Origin of the sequence: Mesorhizobium sp. L103C119B0, from assembly GCF_000502235.1 — a bacterium.
Lineage (GTDB): Bacteria > Pseudomonadota > Alphaproteobacteria > Rhizobiales > Rhizobiaceae > Mesorhizobium.
Genome location: NZ_AYXE01000001.1, coordinates 85504 through 107363, shown reverse-complemented (window position 1 = coordinate 107363; position 21860 = coordinate 85504). Strand labels below are relative to the sequence as shown.

General features: G+C 63.6%; 24 protein-coding genes. 12 read left to right on the top strand and 12 right to left on the bottom strand.

What is annotated here, in order from left to right; translation table 11 throughout:
* The first annotated feature begins 38 nt into the window (after window positions 1-38).
* Window positions 39-638, top strand: a complete 600-nt coding sequence (locus tag X728_RS165530; protein ID WP_023684380.1) for a F0F1 ATP synthase subunit B — start codon at window positions 39-41, stop codon at window positions 636-638.
* Window positions 639-648: 10 nt separating this feature from the next.
* On the top strand, window positions 649-1140 hold the full coding sequence (locus tag X728_RS165535) for a F0F1 ATP synthase subunit B (RefSeq protein WP_023668483.1): 492 nt from the start codon (window positions 649-651) through the stop codon (window positions 1138-1140).
* Window positions 1141-1364: 224 nt separating this feature from the next.
* On the opposite strand, the gene X728_RS165540 is transcribed toward X728_RS165535, so the two are convergent.
* Both X728_RS165540 and X728_RS165545 read right to left on the bottom strand, forming a co-directional pair.
* Window positions 1365-2060, bottom strand: coding sequence for a ribonuclease HII (locus X728_RS165540; protein WP_023745503.1), 696 nt, complete (start codon window positions 2058-2060; stop codon window positions 1365-1367).
* A 154-nt stretch (window positions 2061-2214) separates the two neighbouring features.
* Complete coding sequence (locus X728_RS165545; RefSeq protein ID WP_023684378.1) at window positions 2215-3369, bottom strand: PA0069 family radical SAM protein; 1155 nt, start codon at window positions 3367-3369, stop codon at window positions 2215-2217.
* Between the two features lie 150 nt (window positions 3370-3519).
* On the opposite strand from X728_RS165545, the gene X728_RS165550 reads away from it, so the two are divergent.
* The gene (locus X728_RS165550) at window positions 3520-4023 is read left to right on the top strand and encodes a glycosyltransferase (RefSeq protein ID WP_023830306.1); all 504 of its coding nucleotides are present in this window, start codon (window positions 3520-3522) and stop codon (window positions 4021-4023) included.
* 254 nt (window positions 4024-4277) lie between these two features.
* Complete coding sequence (locus X728_RS165555) at window positions 4278-5252, top strand: hypothetical protein (protein ID WP_023830305.1); 975 nt, start codon at window positions 4278-4280, stop codon at window positions 5250-5252.
* On the opposite strand, the gene X728_RS165560 is transcribed toward X728_RS165555, so the two are convergent.
* The 7 genes from X728_RS165560 to X728_RS165590 all read right to left on the bottom strand — a co-directional run bounded on the left by X728_RS165560 (window position 5242) and on the right by X728_RS165590 (window position 9523).
* Complete coding sequence (locus X728_RS165560; protein ID WP_023830304.1) at window positions 5242-5673, bottom strand: aldehyde-activating protein; 432 nt, start codon at window positions 5671-5673, stop codon at window positions 5242-5244. The two genes, X728_RS165555 and X728_RS165560, sit on opposite strands and share 11 nt — an antisense overlap.
* A 124-nt stretch (window positions 5674-5797) precedes the next feature.
* On the bottom strand, window positions 5798-6352 hold the full coding sequence (gene moaB, locus X728_RS165565) for a molybdenum cofactor biosynthesis protein B (RefSeq protein ID WP_023830303.1): 555 nt from the start codon (window positions 6350-6352) through the stop codon (window positions 5798-5800).
* On the bottom strand, window positions 6339-7232 hold the full coding sequence (locus tag X728_RS165570) for a 4-(cytidine 5'-diphospho)-2-C-methyl-D-erythritol kinase (RefSeq protein ID WP_023732119.1): 894 nt from the start codon (window positions 7230-7232) through the stop codon (window positions 6339-6341). The genes moaB and X728_RS165570 overlap by 14 nt, the downstream gene beginning before the upstream one ends.
* Before the next feature lie 26 nt (window positions 7233-7258).
* Window positions 7259-7444 carry a membrane protein gene (locus X728_RS165575; RefSeq protein ID WP_023668475.1) on the bottom strand — a complete coding sequence of 62 codons (186 nt, stop codon included), beginning with the start codon at window positions 7442-7444 and terminating at the stop codon, window positions 7259-7261.
* 82 nt (window positions 7445-7526) lie between these two features.
* On the bottom strand, window positions 7527-8384 hold the full coding sequence (locus X728_RS165580; protein ID WP_023702057.1) for a S49 family peptidase: 858 nt from the start codon (window positions 8382-8384) through the stop codon (window positions 7527-7529).
* A gap of 120 nt (window positions 8385-8504) precedes the next feature.
* Entirely contained in the window at window positions 8505-9299 is a 795-nt protein-coding gene (locus tag X728_RS165585) for a methyltransferase (RefSeq protein WP_031194587.1), read from the bottom strand.
* Window positions 9299-9523, bottom strand: a complete 225-nt coding sequence (locus X728_RS165590; protein ID WP_023692106.1) for a DUF2007 domain-containing protein — start codon at window positions 9521-9523, stop codon at window positions 9299-9301. Before X728_RS165590 ends, X728_RS165585 begins: the two co-directional genes overlap by 1 nt.
* A gap of 221 nt (window positions 9524-9744) precedes the next feature.
* On the opposite strand from X728_RS165590, the gene X728_RS165595 reads away from it, so the two are divergent.
* From X728_RS165595 to X728_RS165615, 5 genes are all read left to right on the top strand, one after another.
* On the top strand, window positions 9745-10761 hold the full coding sequence (locus tag X728_RS165595) for a polyprenyl synthetase family protein (protein WP_023668471.1): 1017 nt from the start codon (window positions 9745-9747) through the stop codon (window positions 10759-10761).
* An 87-nt stretch (window positions 10762-10848) separates the two neighbouring features.
* Window positions 10849-11517, top strand: a complete 669-nt coding sequence (locus X728_RS165600; RefSeq protein ID WP_023687112.1) for a GntR family transcriptional regulator — start codon at window positions 10849-10851, stop codon at window positions 11515-11517.
* Between the two features lie 352 nt (window positions 11518-11869).
* Window positions 11870-12460 (top strand): biotin transporter BioY, encoded by a 591-nt coding sequence (locus X728_RS165605; RefSeq protein WP_023668469.1) that lies wholly within the window; start codon window positions 11870-11872, stop codon window positions 12458-12460.
* 113 nt (window positions 12461-12573) lie between these two features.
* The gene (locus tag X728_RS165610) at window positions 12574-12990 is read left to right on the top strand and encodes a DUF1284 domain-containing protein (RefSeq protein WP_023823453.1); all 417 of its coding nucleotides are present in this window, start codon (window positions 12574-12576) and stop codon (window positions 12988-12990) included.
* A 191-nt stretch (window positions 12991-13181) separates the two neighbouring features.
* A complete protein-coding gene (locus X728_RS165615) occupies window positions 13182-14957 on the top strand; it encodes a tetratricopeptide repeat protein (protein WP_023709893.1) in 1776 nt (591 codons plus the stop codon).
* Window positions 14958-15325: 368 nt separating this feature from the next.
* Here the strand turns inward: X728_RS165615 and X728_RS165620 are convergent, their stop codons facing one another.
* Window positions 15326-15787, bottom strand: coding sequence for a GNAT family N-acetyltransferase (locus X728_RS165620; protein ID WP_023684366.1), 462 nt, complete (start codon window positions 15785-15787; stop codon window positions 15326-15328).
* 176 nt (window positions 15788-15963) lie between these two features.
* Between X728_RS165620 and X728_RS165625 the strand changes: the two genes are divergently transcribed.
* From X728_RS165625 to glyS, 3 genes are all read left to right on the top strand, one after another.
* Complete coding sequence (locus X728_RS165625; protein ID WP_023684365.1) at window positions 15964-16908, top strand: glycine--tRNA ligase subunit alpha; 945 nt, start codon at window positions 15964-15966, stop codon at window positions 16906-16908.
* Window positions 16909-17305: 397 nt separating this feature from the next.
* Window positions 17306-17707: a DUF559 domain-containing protein gene (locus X728_RS165630; RefSeq protein WP_023830302.1), complete on the top strand. Its 402-nt coding sequence runs from the start codon at window positions 17306-17308 to the stop codon at window positions 17705-17707.
* Window positions 17708-18013: 306 nt separating this feature from the next.
* Window positions 18014-20482: a glycine--tRNA ligase subunit beta gene (gene glyS, locus X728_RS1000000167580; protein ID WP_023830301.1), complete on the top strand. Its 2469-nt coding sequence runs from the start codon at window positions 18014-18016 to the stop codon at window positions 20480-20482.
* 76 nt (window positions 20483-20558) lie between these two features.
* On the opposite strand, the gene X728_RS165635 is transcribed toward glyS, so the two are convergent.
* Entirely contained in the window at window positions 20559-20948 is a 390-nt protein-coding gene (locus X728_RS165635) for a hypothetical protein (RefSeq protein ID WP_023830300.1), read from the bottom strand.
* 153 nt (window positions 20949-21101) lie between these two features.
* Window positions 21102-21554 (bottom strand): hypothetical protein, encoded by a 453-nt coding sequence (locus tag X728_RS165640; RefSeq protein WP_023830299.1) that lies wholly within the window; start codon window positions 21552-21554, stop codon window positions 21102-21104.
* Between the last annotated feature and the right edge of the window lie 306 nt (window positions 21555-21860).

The window sequence follows — 21860 nt, the reverse complement described above, 5'->3', positions numbered from 1 at the left end:
GCATTCCTGCGGCCATGCCTGATATGAGGGGATAGTCCATGTTCGTGACATCTGCGTTTGCGCAAGAGTCCGCACCCGCCGCTGAAGGCGCCCACACCGGTACGGAAGGCGACACGCATTCCGGCACCGGCGTGCCTGCCGAGGCGCACGGCACGTTCCCGCCATTCGATCCGGCGACGTTTCCGTCCCAGCTTCTGTGGCTGGCGATCACGTTCGGGCTGTTCTATTTGTTCCTGAAGAAGGTGGTGATGCCGCGCCTTGGCGGCATCATCGACGTCCGCAGCGATCGCATCACGCAGGACCTCGACCAGGCCGCCAAGCTGAAGGGCGAGGCCGACGCCGCCGTTGCCGCTTACGAGCAGGAACTGGCGGAAGCCAAGGCCAAGGCCAACGCGATCGGCCAGCAGGCCAACGACGCTGCCAAGGCTGAAGCCGAGGCTGCCCGCAAGAAGGTCGAGGCCGCCCTCGACAAGAAGCTCGGCGAGGCCGAGGCCAGCATTGCTTCCATCAAGGCCAACGCCATGAAGGAAGTCGGCACGATTGCCGAGGACACCGCTTCAGCCATCGTCGATGCGCTTGTCGGCGGCAAGACGAGCAAGGCCGAGATCTCGGCTGCGGTCAAATCCGTGGCCCGGTGAGGAGCACATCATGGACGCCACATCTCTCGCAACGCTTTGGGCAACAGTTGCCCTCGTCATTTTCCTCGGCGTTGCCGTTTACATCAAGGTGCCAGGCCTGATCGCCAAGTCGCTCGACGCCCGTGCGACCAAGATCAGCGACGAGCTTGCGGAAGCCCGCCGGTTGCGCGAAGAGGCCCAGCAACTGCTCGGCCAATACCAGAAGAAGCGCAAGGAAGCAGAGCAGGAGGCCGCAGCCATCGTCGCTGCCGCCAAGCGCGAGGCCGACATGCTTGCCGCCGAGGCGCACAAGAAGACCGAAGACTATGTCACCCGCCGCACCGCGCTTGCCGAGCAGAAGATCGGCCAGGCCGAGCGCGAAGCCGTCGCCGAAGTGCGCGCCAGCGCCGTCGACATCGCCGTCGAGGCGGCCCGCACGCTGCTTGCCGGCAAGATCGACGCCAAGGCCGGCGCCGACCTGTTCAAGTCCGCGCTGCAGGACGTGAAGGCCAGGCTGAACTGAGCGGCGTTAACTCGCTGACATCAAGCCGCCCGGGCAACCTGGCGGCTTTTTTGTTGAGCGCGGACAATCTGCCCCCTTGAGGGGGAGATGTCGCCAAAAGCGACAGAGGGGTTCGGTGCGACCGGGCGCGACGCTCTTTCTGCGGCCAGTAAGGGCTAGCGCTTCACGCGCGGCGACCCCCTCTGGCCTGCCGGCCATCTCCCCCTCAAGGGGGGAGATTATCATTACTCCAACCCGGCGAAGCTCTCTTGCTCAACCACCTCAACTCCACCCAGCCTGAACGGCGCGAATGACGCCCGGTGCAGCCTTGCCACCGGACCATGCGCTTCGATCGCGGTGCGGTGCCGCACGGTGGCGTAGCCCATATGGACTTCGAACCCGTAGCGTTCGTGGTGGCTGCCGCAGCCGCACATCATGCGGTCGCGCATCACCTTGGCGACGATCGAGGCGGCGGCGATCGATTGCGAGCGCTGGTCGCCCTTGATCAGCGCGCGGCCTTCGCAGAGGAGGCCCGGCGGCACATCGCGGCCATCGGCCAGCGCCAGCTTCGCCTGGATCGGCAGGCCGGCAAGGGCGCGGCGCATGGCTTCCAGGCTGGCCTTGAGGATATTGCTGCCGTCAATGCCTTCGGCGCTGACCGAGGCCATCGACACGCCGAGCGCTGACCCCAGGATTTTCAGGAACAGCGCCTCGCGCTGCAAATGGTTGAGCCGTTTGGAATCGTCTAGCCCGTCGGGAATGTTGGCGGGATCGAGGATCACCGCCGCCGCCACCACCGGCCCGGCCAGCGGACCGCGGCCGGCCTCGTCCATGCCTGCCACCGGCCACAGGCCTTCAGCCATCGCCTTCGTCTCGAAGGAGAAGTCGGGCTTTTCGACGATTTCTAAAAGAAGCGGAGAATCGGAACGCGCGCGAGCCATGTTGCGGCGAGGTTCGCATCGGCTCCGATTCTCCGCAAGTCCCTCCAGGGTCGAGTGGGGCAAGACCGGGAGGGCACCGTCTGCAGGCCGGGGGACAGGCCGGACGGGATTCTTGGGTCGCCTGCCAACCACGAGGGCAGGGCAGGCGCTACTCTCAGAGCAGCATCAGCTGCTCGGTCGCCTTGGCGGCGGCGACAAACTGGTCGGTTCGGAGGGTGCGCCGCTCGGCGTTGAGGCCGAGCCGCTTGGCCGTGATCTCGAAGCGCCGGCCGATCTGCCAGGCATAGGGGCCGGCGCCTTTCATCCGCTTGCCCCATTCCGAATCATAGTCCTTGCCGTCGCGCATCGAACGGATCAGCGACATCACGTGCCGGTAGCGGTCGGGATAGTGGCGCAGCAGCCAGTCCTTGAAGATCGGCGCCACCTCGAGCGGCAGGCGCAGGATGACATAGCCGGCCTCGCGGGCGCCTGCGGCGCGTGCCGAATCGAGGATGCGCTCCATCTCCTGGTCGGTCAGGCCGGGAATGATCGGCGCCACCATGACAGAGGCCGGGATGCCGGCATCGGAAAGCTGCCGGATTGCCTCAAGCCGCTTGGTCGGCGTCGACGCGCGTGGCTCCATGGTGCGCGCCAGCATGCGGTCCATCGTCGTCACCGACAACGCCACCTTGGCCAAGCCCCGTTCGGCCATGCGCGACAATATGTCGATGTCGCGCGTCACCAGATGGGATTTGGTGACGATGCCGACCGGATGGCCGCGCGCCTCCAGCACTTCGAGGATCTCGCGCATGATCCGGTATTGTTTCTCGATCGGCTGGTAGGGATCGGTGTTGGTGCCGATGGCGATGGTGCGCGGCTGATAGCCATCCTTCGACAGTTCCTTGTCGAGCAGCCGCGCCGCATCCGGCTTGGCAAACAGCTTCGCTTCGAAATCCAGCCCAGGCGACAGGCCCATGAAGGAATGCGTCGGCCGGGCGAAACAATAGACGCAGCCATGCTCGCAGCCGCGATAGGGGTTGATCGAGCGGTCGAAGGAAATGTCGGGCGATTCGTTGCGGGTGATGATGGTGCGCGGCTTCTCGACCTGCACTTCGGTCTTGAACGGCGGCAATTCCTCCAGCGAATTCCAGCCGTCGTCGAACACATGCCGGCTGACCGGCTCGAACCGGCCGGACGGGTTGATGCCAGCGGAACGGCCGCGGTTGCGATCCGGACGGACGCGCATGCCGCTCTGTTCGATCATCGCATTGGCCATCTCGGCTCGCCCTGCTCCGAAAGCAGCAATGTCCGCACGCACGATATGTTCCATTTTGGCCCTTTCCCAAGGACTGTCGGCTGGCTGTCGAATCGCTCTGTTCATGAAAATAATCCTATTTCGCTGATGAGAACAAATCAAGAACTTTTTAGTTGGACCATGCAAAACTGGCGCTGCGCCGGGCTTTCCGCTATTCGGCTAAAAATGCTCAGCGTTCTCATCGAAACCCGGGATGACGAAGAAGGCCTTGCCCGCACGCTCGCCTCATTGATCGGCGGCGCGGTCGAGGGCGTGGTACGCGATGTCATCGTCTGCGACACCGGCTCGACCGACCAGACGCATCGGGTTGCCGATCATGCCGGCTGCCACTTCGTGGCCGGCGGCATCGGCGCGGGAATCAGGCAGGCGAAGGGTGACTGGCTGCTGTTTCTCGAGCCGGGCGCAAGGCTGGCCGACGGCTGGATCGACGACGTCGTCGCTCACACGGCGCGGCAAACCATGCCGGCGCGCTTTTCCCGTGCGCGCGGCAGCCGCACGCCGTTCCTGTCACGGGTGTTTTCGGGCAACCGGGCGCTGGCCGAAGGGCTGGTCATCAGCAAGCGCCAGGCCGCTGCCCTGTCGAAGAACGCGCACAGCGCCGAAGCCCTTGCGCGCGGTCTCGCCACCAGGCGGCTCGACGCCGAAATCTGGCTGGCGCCGAAGAAGTGATGTTTCTCCCTTCTCCCCGTTCCCAGGGAGAAGGGTGCCCGAAGGGCGGATGAGGGGCAGCGTCGGCGTCCCCCCGGAATTGACACTGTCCGCTGCGCCGTCCGGCTTTTTCGCCGCAAAAACCTATTGTGCATTGCACAAAAGCTGACGCGGGATTAGCATTCCGTTGATGCGGGATATCGGGGTTTGGGTAGTGCCGGAGCGGTAAGCAAGCGCCGCGTCATCGTTGCTGCCGTTCATATCTGAGGACCCCGATGAACCTTTCGTCCCCTGACAAATCCGGCGCCCCCAGTCTAGAGGCCATTGCCCGCAACGGCAGCCTGCTCCGCCGCATCGCGGTGCGTATCCCGACCTATCTGTCCGACCTGCGCGAAAATCCCGCATGGCTGCCGATGTTCGTGCTTGCCCGCACCATGCCGGCGCGCAAGCTGCACTGGCTTGGCGCCAAAGCCGCGCGCCCCGCGCAGAGTGCCGGAGCTACGATGTTCAGGGGCGTCGACCTCAAGTCGATCCTCGCGGCGCTGCGCACCGATGGCCTGTTCTCCGGACTGGTCCTTCCGCAGGCAATCCACGAAGAGATCGCCAGCTTTGCTCAGAGCACGCCGTGCTTCGGCAATTTCGACCGCCGGCTCGAATTCATGCCCGGAGAACACGCAGAAGCCGAGAAGCGGTTCGGCCGCTCTTTGCTCAGCGGACACTATTTCGAGCGCATCCTCGGCTGCAAGGCGGTACTCGCCATCCAGAACGACCCGCTGCTGCTCGACATCGCCCAGCACTATCTGGGCGGGCAGGCAAAGCTGATCACCACGCGTATCTGGTGGAGCTTTCCGACCGGCGAGGCTTCCGACGCCGACAAGAACCTTGCCTCGCTCGGCAAATATCATTTCGATCTCGACGACTGGCGGATGCTGAAATTCTTCTTCTATCTCAAGCCCTGCGATGCCGGCACCGGCCCGCATGTCTATGTCAAAGGCAGCCACAACAGGCGCAGCCTCAAGCACCAGTTGACGCTGCTGGTCGGCCATCCGGCGCAAGACGTGCTCAAGGTCTATGGCGACGACAGCCCGGTCACGCTGACCGGCGAGGCCGGCCTCGGCTTCGTCGAGGACCCGTTCGGCTTCCACATGGGCACCGTGCCGTCCACCACGCCACGGCTGATGATGGAGGTCGGCTTCGGCGTCTCGCCGCCCTCGCGCCGCCGCTTCCACGGCGAACCGGTCATCCGCTGAGGCCGGAGCGGATCTCGACCGGCATCCAGCGCGCTTGCCGCCGGGCAATGCGACCCTCTTTGTTCTCGGCATCATAGTCCATTGGGACCGGCTCGCGGTTGAACCGCGGCCGGTCATCCAGCGCATTGACGATGACGATCGCTCTCGGTTCGCCGTCGGTGGTCACAGCAGCGACATAGACGCCGCAGTCCCGGCAGATGAGATAATCGGCGGTGCGCAATCCGAACCGGTATCGGTGCAGCCGGGCCTCGTCCTCGACCGCGACGATCAATCGCCCCTGCGGATCGGCGGCGGCGCGTGAGCCATGCCGGACGCAGAAGGCGCATTGGCAGGCGCGGATCTCCATCTCGGACGGCTCAATTCCGGTTTCGAGGGTCAGGTGGATGTTGCCGCAATGGCAGCCGCCGCGGTGCGCGCTCATTGGATCTCTTCCGTCTTGACTTGGCGACAGACTATCCGCCCGACGACCCGGAGGAAATGACCTCTCGAAGGCGCAGCCGCCATTCTGCCTGACAAAGGCAGCACTTGGCCGGCTTTGCCTTGGTTTACGAGGCGGCCTTGCAGCGCCGCAAATGCTCGTCCAGGCGCGGCATGATCTCGACGAAGTTGCAGGGCATGTGGCGGTAGTCGAGCTGCGGTTTCAGGATGCCGTCCCAGGCGTCCTTGCAGGCGCCGGGCGAGCCCGGCAGCACAAAGACGAAGGTGGCGTTGACGACGCCGCCCGTCGCCCGGCTCTGCACTGTCGAGGTGCCGATCTTGTCGTAGGAAATGCGGTGGAACACTTCGGAAAAGCCATCCATGCGCTTCTCGAAGATCGGCTCCAGCGCCTCCGGCGTCACGTCGCGGCCGGTAAAACCGGTGCCGCCGGTGGTGATGACGACATCGATGTCTTCGTCGCGCGACCAGCCCAGCACCTTGTCGCGGATTTTCTCCCGGTCGTCGGTGACGATGTCGCGCGCGGCCAGGACATGGCCGGCCTCGACGATGCGATCGGCCAGCGTCCGCCCTGATTTGTCGTCGGCAAGGCTGCGCGTATCGGACACCGTCAGCACCGCGATGCGCACCGGGATGAACGGGCGGCTTTCGTCAATTTTGGTCATCGGCCCCCTCTGAAGCGATGCTTCGTGTCGCGGCGACAAACCACTCCGGTTCGCGGCTGCGGATCTCGGCGGCGGCGCGCTTGGCGACATTGCCGGTCTCGAACAGCCCGAAGCATGTCGCGCCGGATCCCGACATGCGCGAGAATCCAGATCCGGCCCTGTTCAGCAGGGAAAGCGCTCTGCCGATGGGCGGCTGTATTGCTTGCGCCGGTTCCTCAAGATCGTTGCGGGTGATCTCCAGCCAATTGCGGACGCCGTGGAAATCGAAACCGCGCGGCAGCGGCGGCAGTCCTTCATTGTCGCGTTTTTCAAGTGCATTGAACACATCGGGCGTGGAGACGGCGACGCCGGGATTGACCAGCACCAAGGCCAGCGCAGGAAAATCCGCAATTGGCGACAGCTCATCGCCGACGCCACGCGCAACCAGCGGTTTTGCCGCAAGACACATCGGCACGTCGGCGCCGAGCGTGAGACCGATCCGGCTCAGTTCGGCCTCACCGATGTCGAGACCCCATGTCCTGATAAGACCGTGCAGAACGGCGGCCGCGTCGCTCGATCCGCCGCCGACGCCGGATGCGATCGGCAGGTTCTTTTCCAGCCGGATGGCAACCGGCGGCGTGCTCTGCTGGCCGGCCTGCCTGCGCAGCGCCTCGCGCGCCTTCACCACCAGATTGCTGTCGTCGATCGGCACGGAAGTCGCGTAACGGCCCGATACGGAGAACCGGTCGGCGTCGGCAGGCTCGATCTCGACCCTGTCGCCGAAGCGGGTGAAAACGACCAGGCTCTCGAGCAGATGGTAGCCGTCGGCGCGCTTGCCGGTGACGTGCAGCGCCAGATTTATCTTGGCGGGCGCAAGCCACGTCCGGGCTGCGGCATCCAAACTGTCGGCTGCTGACGGGATGATGCTCAGTCCTTGGCCAGGCGGTATTCGCCGGTCTTGGGATCCTGGACCAGCGTGCCGTTGGTGCCGTTGGCTGCCTGCTTTTCGGTGCGCCGCACCTTGGCGGTCACACGTTCGGCCTCGCGGACGAAGGTGCGGTAGCCGAAATAAGCGGCTGCGCCGACAACTGCGAAGAAAATGATCTGTGGCATTTCAAAGCTCCTCCCTCGCAAGGCGGCAAGGCAGACTGTCAAGCCCTCATGCTAGACTCTTNTAGACTCTTTCCCTGCTTTTTCAAAGCCCGAAGCGAGCCCACAATGCGCGCTCTTCCGCCGCATCGATCACGCCGCTTGCGGCGGCGGCGGCAATATCGGGCGCTGAAAAGTTCGAGCCGAACAGGCCGATGCGGCCAAACAGGCCACGCGGCGCGGTGACCAGCCTGAGCTGGGTTTTCGCGCCGAAGCGGGTTTTCAGTACCGTGCGCATGTCGCTCAACGCATCGACGAGGCCAAGCTCCAGCCCTTTCTTGCCGGTCCAGAACAGGCCGGTGAACAGGTCCGGATCGTCCTTCAGCTTGGTGCCACGGCGTTCCCTGACCAGGTCGATGAAGGTCTCGTGCACTTCCAGCTGCAGCGCCTTCAGGCGCTCGACGTCTTCCCTCTTCTCCGGCTTGAACGGGTCGAGCACCGCCTTGTTCTGGCCGGCGGTGTGGACACGGCGCTCGACACCGATCTTCTTCATCAACTCGGGAAAGCCGAACGAGGCCGAGACGACACCAATCGAACCGACGATGGAGGACGGATCGGCAAAGATCTCGTCGCCGGCGACCGCGATCATGTAGCCGCCCGAGGCCGCCACATCCTCGACGAAGACCAGCACCTTCTTGTTCTTCTCGACCGCGAGGTCGCGGATGCGCTTGAAGATCAGCCGCGACTGCACCGGCGAGCCGCCAGGCGAATTGATCGAAATGGCGACGGCGGGCGCATCGAACAGGAACGCCTTTTCGATGAGGGCGGCGGTGGACGCCAAGGAGAGGCTCGGCCGGAACGGGCCGCCGCCGGCCATGATGGTGCCATGCAGCCTGATGACGGGAATGGTGACGACGCTGGATCGCCAGGATTTCGGCAGCAGGCGGTTGAAAAGGCGGTTCACGAGGTGGCTGTCTCCAAATGGCTTCAACGCATGTAGGGATTTGCCGGTCAACGGCAATGCTGCAATCCATCTCAGCCAACTGTGTGCCGGTTTTGCGGCAACGACACTGACGGGCCCAAATCAATCGCCAAACAGCGACGCCAGTCCGTTGTTGATCATCTCGGTTCGTTCCGACGGGCCGTCGCCCGTTTGCCCATGCAGCATCAAAGGCGGGCGGATAGACAGCTTGCCGCGCGCGCCGAGCGCTGCCCTGACGACAATGCGGATTGCGGCTGCTTCCGGGCGCGGATGCACGGCCAGCATCTCGGCGTCGCCGAAGCGGCCCGACAGCGCATGGAGGAGGTCGCCAAGCTGTTCCGGCCGCGCAATGACGGCCAGGCCCCCGCGCGGCTTGGCGACGGCAGCCGCACTTCGGATCCAGCTCTCGAACAGCCCGTCGTCCATGACATGCGCTTGCCGCCGCAGCGGATCTGGCGTGGCGCGGTCCTGCGCCGCGTTGAAGGGCGGGTTCATGATGACGAAATCGAAGGAATTGTCGGCAAGGCCGGCTTGCGTCCGCGCCCGGCCCGACAGCGTGACGTCGGTGGTCAGCACCGAGGCGCGATTGCCGAGATGCGCATTGCCGGGATGGGCGAGCGTGGTTGTGGCGAAGCCTGCCATCTCGGCCGACCGTTCGACGAGCACGACCTGCGCCTCTGGGCAGCGCGACAGCACGGCAAGACCCGCCGCACCGGCGCCGGCGCCGAAATCGGCGAGGCGTCCAGCAAAGCCGGATGGAACTGCTGCCGCCAGCATCATGGCATCCATCCCGGCGCGATGCCCTGTCCTGGGCTGGACCAGCCAGAAGCGGCCGCGATGAAAGGCATCGACCGTATGGGCCGGCGTATCGCTGGTAAGCGCGCTCGCTTCAGCCATTATGTCTGGCGGATTTCGTTCTCGATGCCGGCGTCTTTCAAGATGCGCCGCGCCTGATCGGCCTGGTCGGCATCGACCATCACGCGCTTCTGCAAAAGACCGATCGACCCTTCGAGAATGCTCATGTTCTGGTCGGCGACGAAGCAGGCGATCCCGGCATCGCGCATCAGCGATTCGACGAAGGAGATGATCACGGCATCGTTGGTGCGCACGAGTTCTATCATCGGACGAAGTTCGCAGGTTGCAGCGTTGATGTAAACGCCGGAGCATGGCGCCGAAAAGTGTGGAGCGGTTTTCGGGCAACGGCATGCGGTCGCTAAGGTTGACACGCCGTCACCGCAGCCGCGCCAATTCGCCTCTTGCCGTGCCCGTATGTGCCGCCCTAGAGTCCCAGGCGGGACCAGGGTGCCGTCGCACGCGTGATCAAAGACGGGAGTGTTTGTTGGTGGGTGTCGTTCTCAACATCGAAAACGGGAAGCGGGAACCCGCCTCCATCAAGGATCTCATCGACCTGACAGCCGCCGATATGGGGCGCGTCAACAAACTGATCCTGTCCAAGGCCGGCTCCGACGTCGAGATGATCCCGGAGGTCGCCAATCATCTGATCTCGTCGGGCGGCAAAAGGCTGCGTCCCATGCTGACGCTCGCGGCGGCCCAGATGTTCGGCTATTCCGGCGAGGGCCACGTCAAGCTCGCCACCGCGGTCGAGTTCATGCACACCGCCACGCTGCTCCATGACGATGTCGTCGACGAGAGCGGCATGCGGCGCGGCAAGAAGACCGCCCGCATGATCTGGGGCAACCAGGCGAGCGTGCTGGTCGGCGATTTCCTGCTCGGCCAGGCTTTTCGCATGATGGTCGATGTCGGTTCGCTGGAAGCGCTCGACATCCTGTCCAGCGCCGCCTCGATCATCGCCGAGGGCGAGGTGATGCAGCTGGCGGCAGCCAAGAACCTGGATACCACCGAGGACGAGCATTTCGCCGTCATCAAGGCCAAGACCGCGGCGCTGTTCTCGGCTGCCGCCGAGGTCGGCCCGGTCATCGCATCGGCGACGCGCAACGATCGCGCCGCCTTGCGCTCCTACGGCATGAATCTCGGCCTTGCCTTCCAGCTCATCGACGATGCGCTGGATTATGGCGGCTCCAGCCAGGAGCTGGGCAAGAATGTCGGCGACGATTTCCGCGAAGGCAAGGTTACACTGCCGGTCATCCTCGCCTACCGGCGCGGCACCAAGGCCGAGCGCACCTTCTGGAAGCGCGCCATCGAGGACAATGTCACCGACGATGCCGGCCTGGAAAAGGCGATCGGCCTGATGACCCGCCATGGCGCCATTGCCGACACCATCGGACGGGCCCGCCATTTCGGCGAGATCGCCCGCGATGCGCTGGCACCGCTGGAGGCGACGCCGCAGAAATCGGCGCTCATCGACGTCATCGACTTCTGCATCAGCCGGGTGAACTGACCCGCGCCTGGCGCCAAAGCAAGTTTGCACGCAAAATCGGGCAATCACCGCTCGACAATCGGCAGCAGTGCAAATTATCTATAAAACATGGCAAAGACCGCAGACGACACCATCGCCGTGCGCATCAGCAAGGTGCTGGCGGATCGCATCATATCGGGCGCGATCGAACCCGGCGCCCGGCTGCGGCAGGATCACATCGCCGAGGAATTCCAGACCAGCCATGTCCCGGTGCGCGAAGCCTTCCGGCGCCTGGAGGCGCAAGGGCTGGCGGTCAGTGAGCCCAGGCGGGGCGTGCGCGTCGCCGCTTTCGATCTCGGCGAGGTAAGGGAAGTCGCCGAAATGCGGGCAGCCCTCGAAGTGCTGGCGCTGCGCCATGCCGCGCCGCATCTGACGGCTTCCATTCTCAACCTTGCCGAAGAAGCCACAAAGGCCGGCGACAAATCCCGCGATGTCCGCTCTTGGGAGGAGGCCAACCGCACCTTCCACCGGCTGATCCTGGCGCCCTGCGGCATGCCGCGGCTCATCGCCACCATCGACGATTTGCACGCCGCAAGCGCCCGCTTCCTGTTCGCCGCCTGGCGCTCGGAATGGGAAATCCGCACCGACCAGGATCATCGCGCGATCCTGAGCGCGCTGCGGCAAGGCAACACCGAATCGGCCGCCGCCACGCTTGGCCGGCACGTTCAGTGGATCGGCCAGAAACCGGTCAAGACCGCGTCGGGCAAGATGCGCGAAGCGTTTGCCATCGTCGGGTAGGGACGAAGGGACAAGTCGTCGGATTCCGCGCGTAGCGATCCTTCACACCCCCCTCTGTCCTGCCGGACATCTCCCCCGCAAGGGGGGAGATCAACAGCTTTGCCGTTGCGTTAGTCCTGCAACGTCGGCCATTGGCGAAAGCAAAGGCGACATCCGATCTCCCCACTTGCGGGGGAGATGGCCGGCAGGCCAGAGGGGGGTGCTGTCCCGCCAGCCTTTCCAAATGTCCTTTATTCGACACGCAAGCCCAAGCCTTTTTAGGGGTGAGGGTTGCCATTCCCGCGCAAATATGGATTCGATAATAGATCGAACAACAAAATTATCTATAATTTCAAACCAGCTAGGAAGCACCATGACCTACATCGCCTTTTCGCCGTCCAAGCCGTCCTTCAGCCCGTTGCGCCTGCAAACCCGCTCGCATAGCTGGCAGGCCGCGGCCGTCGCCCTCGGTACGCTGTTTCTGGCGCTGTTGTCCCAGATCGAGGTGCCGATGGTGCCGGTGCCGGTCACCATGCAGACCTTCGCCGTGACGCTGGTCGGCGCACTTTATGGCTGGCGGCTTGGCGCCATGACCATCATCGCCTGGCTCGCCGAGGGCGCCGTGGGCTTTCCTGTCCTGTCCGGAGGGGCAGCGGGCGCGTCGTATTTCGTCGGGGCAACGGGCGGTTATCTCTTCGCCTTCCCGGTCGTCGGCGCGCTGGTCGGCTGGCTGGCCGAACGCGGCTGGAACGGCAACCGCGTGCTGCTCGCCTTCGCCGGCATGGTCCTCGGCAACCTCGCCTGCCTGGTTCTCGGCACGGCCTGGCTCGCCGTCATGATCGGCCTCGAACAGGCCATCACCTTCGGCTTCTTGCCCTTCCTCGTCGGCGGCCTGCTGAAATCGGCGCTCGGCGCCGCGACGCTCAAGCTGTTTTCCGGTAAGGCGGACCCGGCAGGAGCATGATCCCGAAAAGTGGAGTCCGGCTTTCGGAAGAGATCATGCTCAAACAAAAAAGATGGAGCCCCATCCCGATATCTTCGGGATGGAACAGGCTCCGCAACCGCGTCCTAAGACCGATGACCGTCAGGCTGCGCTCCCACCATCTGCTTTGCCTGCTGACCTATGTCGGCAAGGGCTACAGCGCAGCCTTCGTCGCCAACTATGACGTGATCGCGAAACGTCTGGGCCGGGGCGAGGATATTCTGATCGTCTCCGGCCCCGACGACATCTGTCGGCCGCTGCTCGGCGAGGCCGAGCCCCACTGCTTGCGCGAAAGCGCCGCAGGCCGGGACGAGCTGGCAGCACGCGATGTCGGCAAGCTGCTGGCCCGGCCCATCGAGGCGGGCGTCCGTCTCAGCCTCGACGCGGCAACGCTTGCCGCCTTGCGCGCGGCCTTTTCAGCCGGCGTGACGCGTGAGGCCTGCCAGGGTTGCGAGTGGGCCGGCCTGTGCAGCACGATAGCGGCAGGCGGATATCGCGATGTCAGGCTGTAGCTCCCAACCCCGATCTGCTATTGTCGGAACCGACAGTGTCTGCGTCGCCATGGTTTGTTAATCGGGTGACCCGATTGTGAATTCGGCCCGGATTGAAGCCTGACCCCAAAAAGGCCATGCTTTGTCAGGAAACATCGAGTCTATGGCTTCTCCGCGCCGACGCGGGATGGCGCTTGGCTGAAAGGGATACGATGCGGCAAGGACGTGCGCGCTGGCTCGCGGGGCTGGCAATTGTGGCAGGAATGGCGATTTCTCCGCTGCCTGCCTACGCCAAGGAATCGACCGGCCCGGTCAAGATCACCTCCTTCTCGGGCGCCTATCTCGCCGCCCGCATCGCCGAAGGCGACAACGACCTCGACAATGCCATCGCTTATTACAAGCAGGCGCTCGCCTTCAATCCCGGCGACACCTCGCTGCAGCAAAGCCTGATGCTGTCGCTGATCGCGCAAGGCCGCTTCGAGGAATCGCTGGTCTATGCCGACAAGCTCAAGGCAGTTCCCGACGTCGAGCGCTTCTCGCGTCTGGCTCTGGCGGTCGATTCCTTCCACAAGAAGGATTTCACCAAGGCGCAGTACTGGCTCAAGCTGTCGCTCGAATCCGATCTCGACCGGCTGATTTCCGGCGTCATGTCCGGCTGGGCACAAGAGGGCGCCGGCGACCCCACCGGGGCGATGGCCTCGATCGACAAACTGCAGGGGCCTGACTGGTTCGGCCTGTTCAAGTCCTTCCACCGCGCGCTGATCGCCGATGCCGCAGGCCTGTCGGACAAGGCCGACGCGCTTTATGACGCGACCCTGACCGACGTCACGGCCGGCGGTGCCGCGCCCGAGACATGGATGCGCAACGCCCAGGCCTACGCGTCTTTCCTGGCGCGCAAGGGAAACAAGAACAAGGCGCTCTACGTGCTCGACAAGGCCGAGGCGTTCGCGCCCGGCAAGCTCGACATCCAGGCGCTTCGCGACAGGATCAGCAAGGGCGACAAGATCGAGCCCTTCGTCGCCAGTCCCTCCGAAGGCGCCGCTGAAATCCTGCTCGACCTCGCCATCGCGCTCAATCGCGGCGGCGGCGAGCCGTTCGTGCGCCTCTATCTGCAATATGCGCTCGCGCTCAAGCCCGACAGCGACGCCGCTTTGGTGCAGCTTGCCGCCGTTGCGGAGCAGCTGAAGGACGGCGAAGGCGCCATTGCGCTCTATAGCCGCATTCCAGCCTCCTCGCCGCTGAAGGAGCTTTCCGACCTGCAGCTCGGCCTCAACCTTGCCGATCTCAACCGTCACGACGAGGCTATCGCCCATCTCAAAGCATTCGTCGAAGCTCACCCCGATGACATGCGCGCCTATCTGGCGCTGGGCGGGGTCTATGCCTCGAAGGAGGATTTCCGCTCCGCCGCCACTCTCTACGACAAGGCGGTCGCGGTGCTGAAGACGCCGACCAATGCCAACTGGAACATCTACTATCAGCGCGGCATCGCCTATGAGCGGCTGAAGGAATGGCCCAAGGCCGAACCGAACTTCCTCAAGGCGCTGGAACTGTTCCCCGACCAGCCGCAGGTGCTGAACTATCTCGGCTATTCCTGGGTCGACATGAACATGAACCTCAAGGAAGGCCTGGCGATGATCCAGAAGGCCGTCGACCTCAGGCCGAGCGACGGCTACATCGTCGATTCGCTGGGCTGGGCCTATTTCCGCATGGGCCGGTTCGACGACGCCGTGCGCGAAATGGAGCGCGCCGTGTCGCTCAAGCCGGAAGATCCGGTGCTCAACGACCATCTCGGCGATGCCTATTGGCGCGTCGGCCGCAAGCTCGAAGCCACTTTCCAGTGGAATCAGGCGCGCGACCTGAAGCCGGATCCCGATGTGCTTGCGATTTTGCAGCAGAAGCTGATGAAGGGCCTGCCGCCGATCGAATCCAACACGGCGCAGGAAACCCCGAAGGTCAAGCCGGCCACCCCGCCAGCGCCGAAGGGGTGATCGGGCCATACTTCTGATGAAACGGGGCTCGCTGAGCCCCGTTTTTCGGCTTGGCGTCTTAGAGCAATTCCAGGAAAAGTGTGCGCGGTTTTCCGCTCGGAATTGCGACAGAAACAAAGAGATAGAGACGCCCTATCGCGATCGTCATTCTATGGCGGAGCAAGGAGCGAAGCGACGCGGCGCAGACCATAGAATCCATGCCGTGACCTTAAGGCGTTGCGTAGGTGCAGAATTCTGCTCCGCTGCGTTCTTCGATCAAGCTCACGGAATGGGCTCCAGGGTCTCCGCGACGCCGCTTCGCGGCTGCTTCGCCCTGGAATGACGAAGTCGGGAAGGCTTTCAGCCAATCTCCAGCGTTGGCGCTCATTCTAGAACAGCTTTCGGTAGACGACGAACCCCGAGAGATCGCCGATCTTGTCGTAGAGCTTCATCGCCGTGTGGTTGGTTTCGTGTGTCAGCCAGTAGACGCGGCTGGAGCCTGCGGTTTGCGCCCTGGTATAGACGTCTTCGATCAGTGCCCGGCCGACGCCCTTGCCGCGCGACGCCTCATTGGTGAAGAGGTCCTGCAGATAGCAGTTCGGCGAAATCGCCGTCGTGGTGCGGTGATAGAGATAGTGGACAAGTCCGAGAAGCTTGCCTTCGCTCTCCGCGACCAGCGCATGCATAGGCTCATAGGCATCGAAGAAGCGCGACCATGTCATTGCAGTGATGTCACCGGGCAGGGCGGTCTCGCCCGAGCGGCCGTAAAACGCATTGTAGCCGTCCCACAGCGGCAGCCATTGCTCGTAATCCTCTCGGGTGACGGGGCGCACGGTTAACTGGCCTTGCATGGCTGAACCTCTGTCGTTGAAGCTGGGCGAGCAAACGGCCACCGGCACCGTCCGGCAATGGGCCAGTCCGAAGCAAAGCGTTCAACCTCTCATCAAGGCGGCGATAGGCGCTGCCTTGACGCTAGCCGGCCCGGCAACTAGGGAATGGCATCATTTCAGCGCTTTCCGAGGCCGCCGTGACGTCAGACAGTCCAGCCCATATACATCCCAGCCGCTCGTTCCAGGGGCTGATCCTGACCCTGCACAATTACTGGGCCGCCTATGGCTGCGTCATCCTGCAGCCTTACGACATGGAAGTCGGCGCCGGCACCTTCCATCCGGCCACCACGCTGCGCGCGCTCGGGCCCAAGGGCTGGAACGCCGCCTACGTCCAGCCCTCGCGCCGGCCCAAGGACGGCCGCTACGGCGAAAACCCCAACCGGCTGCAGCATTATTACCAGTACCAGGTGATCCTGAAGCCCAACCCGCCGAACCTGCAGGAACTCTATCTCGGCTCGCTCAAGGCGATCGGCGTCGATCCGTTGCTGCACGACATTCGCTTCGTCGAGGACGACTGGGCAAGCCCGACGCTTGGCGCCTGGGGGCTCGGCTGGGAGTGCTGGTGCGACGGCATGGAAGTGTCGCAGTTCACTTATTTCCAGCAGGTCTGCGGCATCGAATGCGCGCCGGTGGCGGGAGAACTGACCTACGGCCTGGAGCGGCTGGCCATGTATGTGCAGGGCGTCGACAATGTCTACGACCTCAACTTCAATGGCCGAGAAGGCGCCGAAAAAGTCACCTATGGCGATGTCTTCCTGCAGGCCGAGCAGGAATATTCCAGGCACAATTTCGAATATGCCAACACCGCCATGCTGCTCAGGCATTTCGAGGACGCCGAAGCCGAATGCAAGGCGCTGCTCGCGGCCGGCGCCCCGGCTTCGAACGACAATCTGCCGATGCACCGCATGGTCTTCCCGGCCTATGACCAGTGCATCAAGGCCAGCCACGTCTTCAACCTGCTCGACGCGCGCGGCGTGATTTCGGTGACCGAGCGGCAGAGCTACATCCTGCGGGTGCGCAATCTGGCGAAAGCCTGCGGCGAGGCATTTTTGCAGACCCAGGCCGGCGGGCTCGCCGCCTGAGGCTCACTTCATCATTTCGAGGGAAATGTTGATTGGGGCCAACATCGGGCCAGTCGACCCCGCCATGGTCCGCATAGCCTGCCGTACGCCCGGCATCGAGAAGGCGCCATGCACCTGCGCGGCGAAACAGGCACTGAGCGCGATGATCTGGAGAAGTCTCGATGCCGTTTTCATGGTCGTTCAGCCAATAGGTCCCTGCCTGAGCGTTGGTCGCTTCAGCGCTGCGTTTGGTTCATGGAAATCTTTGATCAAAGGACGGGCGGGCTGGTTGCGGCCCGACAGGGGCGGTCAAAATTCCTGGAAACAGCGGTCAGCCGAGTTGCTATGCCCTCTTACCTCCCCCTAGATGGGGGAGGTCGCCGCGAAGCGGCGGGTGGGGGTGACAGCGCGACGTTGCATGCCAAAACTCGATCGATTCAAGCTGCAGTCTGCGCAAAGGCTTCGCGCGGCGATGACCGACGAGGAACGCATCCTGTGGCGGCATCTGTGGCGCATTCCAGTAGAAGGCACTCATTTTCGCAGGCAGGCGTCGGTAGGCGTTTACTTCCCTGATTTCATCTCCCACCGGCTGAAGCTGATCATTGAGGTGGACGGTGCCCATCACAGCTTCGATGACCAACAGCACCATGACGAGCGTCGAACGAAATGGTTCGAGAGCCAAGGCTACCGCATCATTCGCTTCTGGAACCATGAAATCAAAAACGAACTGGATTCCGTGCTCGATACGCTCTATGCGGCGGTGGAAGAACGAAAATCACACCTGCGTTTGCGCGATGGTGCCGAAGGTATCGGCGGCTGAGAGGTAGCCACCCCACCCCGGCGCTACGCGCCGACCCTCGCCATCAAGGGGAGGGTGGGAGCTTAACCATGCCAGACCTGCTCTTAGAACTTCGCTTCGAGGAAATCCCCGCCCAGCCGCGCGTCCGCAGCGCCGGAAGCGCGAGGACGCGCAATCAGGAAGAAGGCATGCGGGTGGAGAAACTCTGATGCCGGATCTTTTGCTAGAACTTCGCTCCGAGGAAATCCCCGCCCGGCCGCGCAACCGCAGCGCCGGAGGCGGGAGGACGCGCAATCAGGGAGAAGGCATGCGGGTGGAGAAACTCTGATGCCGGATTTGTTGCTAGAACTTCGCTCCGAGGAAATCCCCGCCCGCATGCAGCGCAAGGCGGCGGGCGATCTCAGGAAGATGCTGACCGACGGTCTGGTCGAGGCGGGTCTGACCTATGACGCCGCGCGCGAATACTGGACGCCGCGGCGCCTGGCGCTCGATGTCAGGGGCCTGACCGCGCGCTCGAAGGATATCCACGAGGAGATCAAGGGGCCGTCGACGACGGGGCCGGAACAGGCGGTGCAGGGTTTTCTGCGCAAGGCAGGTCTTACCTCGGTTGCCGAGGCGCATGTTCATTCCGATCCGAAGAAGGGCGATTTCTACGTCGCCCATATTTCGAAGCCGGGCAGGGCGGCGGAAGAAATCATCGCCGAGCTGGTGCCGGCCATCATTCGCAGCTTCCCGTGGCCGACATCGATGCGCTGGGGGCCGGCTTCGGCCAAGCCCGGTTCGCTGCGCTGGGTGCGGCCGCTGCAGACGATCCTGTGCACCTTCGGCCCGGAGACCGAGGAGCCGGTGGTGGTCGATTTCGAGATCGATGGCATCCGCTCGGGCAATATCACCTACGGCCATCGTTTCATGGCGCCGGGTGAAATCACCGTGCGTCGCTTCGACGATTACGTGACCAAGCTCGAAGCAGCGAAGGTCGTGCTCGATGGCGACCGGCGCAAGGAGATCATCCTTGCCGACGCCCGCAACCTCGCCTTCGCCAACGGGCTCGATCTGGTCGAGGACGAAGGGCTGCTGGAAGAAGTGTCGGGCCTGGTCGAATGGCCGGTGGTGCTGATGGGCGAATTCGAGCAGGCCTTTCTTGCCATTCCGCCAGAAGTGGTCCGGCTGACCATCCGCGCCAATCAGAAATGCTTTGTCACCCGGCCGCAGGGCGACGGCGAAAACCTTTCCAACCGCTTCATCCTCACCGCCAACATCGAGGCCAAGGACGGCGGCAAGGAGATCGCGCACGGCAACGGCAAGGTGGTGCGCGCGCGCCTGTCGGATGCGCTGTATTTCTGGAAGACCGACCAGGGCGATCTGCCCGATCTGGGAGAACTCGAGGCATCGGCAAAAAAGTTCGGCCTCGATCTGAAGAAACCGCTCGACCAGCGCATGGCCCGCCTCGACCATCTCAATGTCACCTTCCACGCCAAGCTCGGCACGCAAGGCGAGCGGGTGGAGCGGATCAAGCGGCTGGCGGAAGAGCTGGCGCCGACAGTGGCGCACTCCATCTTCCCCCTCGAGGGGGAGATGGCCGGCAGGCCAGAGGGGGTCGCTTCGGCTGCCGCGACGCCGCCCGGTCTCTCGAAGAAAGAGGGAGTTGGCGCTCCACGCGAGACGACCCCCTCTGTCGCCTTCGGCGACATCTCCCCCTCAAGGGGGGAGATTACCGCGCTCGCCGGGCGTGCGTCGGTGCTCGCCAAGGCCGATCTTACGACCGAAGCAGTGGGCGAGTTTCCGGAACTGCAAGGCGCCATGGGGCGCAAATACGCGCTGCTGCAGGGCGAGCATCCGTCCGTGGCTGCGGCGATCGAGGAGCACTACAAACCGCAAGGTCCGTCGGATAGCGTGCCGACCAATCCGGTGTCGATTGCCGTCGCGCTGGCCGACAAAATCGATACGCTGGTCGGTTTCTGGGCCATTGATGAAAAGCCGACGGGGTCTAAGGACCCTTACGCGCTGAGAAGGGCCGCGCTTGGCGTGGTGAGAATCTTGGTCGAGAACGGGATCTCACTGCCGCTGACATCGCTCTTCGATAGTGCCTATCAAACGGCGAGTTATCTCGCGTCTAAGGCTGGACGGGCCTTTGGCCCCGACCTCCTCGCCTTCTTCCACGACCGCCTGAAAGTCTATCTCCGCGACCAGGGCGCTCGGCATGATCTCATTGACGCCGTGCTGGCAGGTGGTGGAAGCGCGCCAATCTCCCCCATTGTGGGGGCGGCGAAGCCGACAAAGGGGGGCGCTGTCCCGCCGACCTCTCATTCTGGCGCGCCGCCCTCTGCCCTGCCGGGCATCTCCCCCACAAGGGGGGAGATCGGCCAATCGCAGTCGGACGACCTCCTGCAGATCGTCCGCCGCGTCGAAGCGTTGGGCTCCTTCCTCGACACCGAGAATGGCAAGAACCTGCTCGCCGGCACCAAGCGCGCGGCCAACATTCTGGCCGCCGAGGAGAAGAAGAAAACGCTCGTCGCCGCGACTGTTGAGCCGGCGCTGTTTCGCGAGGAGGCCGAGAAATCGCTGTTTGCGGCGGTGAATCAGGCGGAGAGAGAAGCCGGCGAAGCGATTCAAAACGAAGACTTTTCCGCCGCCATGCTGGCGCTTAGCGTGTTGCGTGAACCGGTTGATTCATTCTTTGAACGCGTTCTCGTGAATGATGAGGACCAGGCCGTGCGCGCCAACCGCCTGGCGCTGCTGGCTCGCATCCGCACGGCCACCGATCAGGTCGCGGATTTTTCCAGAATAGCTGGCTAAGGGACGGACAAGCCCGAACACGGGCGGCGTTCACACGCCGCCCGTCTTGTTTTCAGTCCTCCCGAGGCTGACTCCGTCAGTCCTCCAAAATGCTGACATGCACGCTGTCTGAATAGACGTCGACCTGGATCAGCGGCTCGCCATTGACGATGGCGTTCCGTGTCGAGGAGCTCATCGCGCCACCGCGCTTCAGCATGCGTTCCAGATACGCGCGATCATCGTTGCTGCGGAACCAGTCATCGCCCTGGTCGTCGGCATCGCGCCGGTGGAACTTGTGCCAGTTGGCGCGGTCCTGCCGCACCATCTGTGCTGCGCTGCTCAGTTCATAGCCGTCGCTGGCATGGTGGTCGCGATCGGAAATGCGCGCGACGTAGGACCCTAGCTCGTCACCGGCCTGCGCGCCGCCGACACCTATAGGTGACGCCAGCAACAGGCCGGCAATAGTCAAAGATTTCGTCATGGTCATGATAACCCCTCGCTCTCCTAGAACCCGGCGCGCCAAACCCGATTGGCGAAATTGGGGCCGCCGCCGCCAAGCCGATCGTGCGCCGGGGCGTCGATCGGCGTCAAGCGGAATGGATCGGCCGACTGTCTTGGCCGACTGTCTTGGCTGAATGGCCTACTCGGCTTTGCCGACGCCCTCGATCGGCTGCTGCGGTGTTGCTGCCGGCTGCGGCGCTGCCGGTTGCGACTCGGGCTTGCCGTTCGATGCCGTTGCAGTTCCTGCTGGTGCGGTCTCTGCCGTCGTCTCCGCTGCCGGCGCTGAAGTGCTCGCACTGGCCGGAGCCGGCGCGGCGAAGGCGCCGCCGACGATGCCGCCGCGAATGATCATCGGGTCCTGCCTGGGCTTTTCGGGGATCGCCGCGACCTTTTCATAAGTCACATCGGGCTGGGCATCGCCGAGCGCGACGATCGATGGCGACGAGGCGATCCTGACCGGTTCGGATCCGCCAACCTTGATGACTGATGGCGTCGAGGTCGAGACGCCGAGAAAGACGATCGACGAGGCGTGCGCCCCACCGGTCATCGCCGCCAGGGTGAAACCAAGCGCTCCAAGCACACGCATCGACATCGAAACCGTCCCCTTGCCCGACAAGCCGCCAGCCCTAACCGCAAATAGCCTTAACCCCAGTGGATTGATGCCGGCTTGCAGGGAAACGTAGCATTTTAGGCATTGATAATTCGCCAACGCCGGCTTGCCCGAAAACCACTGCCGTATTAGAGCAATTCCAGGAAAAGTGAGTAGCGGCTTTCCGTCCGGAATTGCGCAAAAACAAATACTTAGAGCGTTTCAGCGAACCGCTGAACCGCTCTAATGCATGTCGCTCAAAAGTGGCCCCGGTTTTGAGAGAACGACATGCATCAAAACAAAGACCTA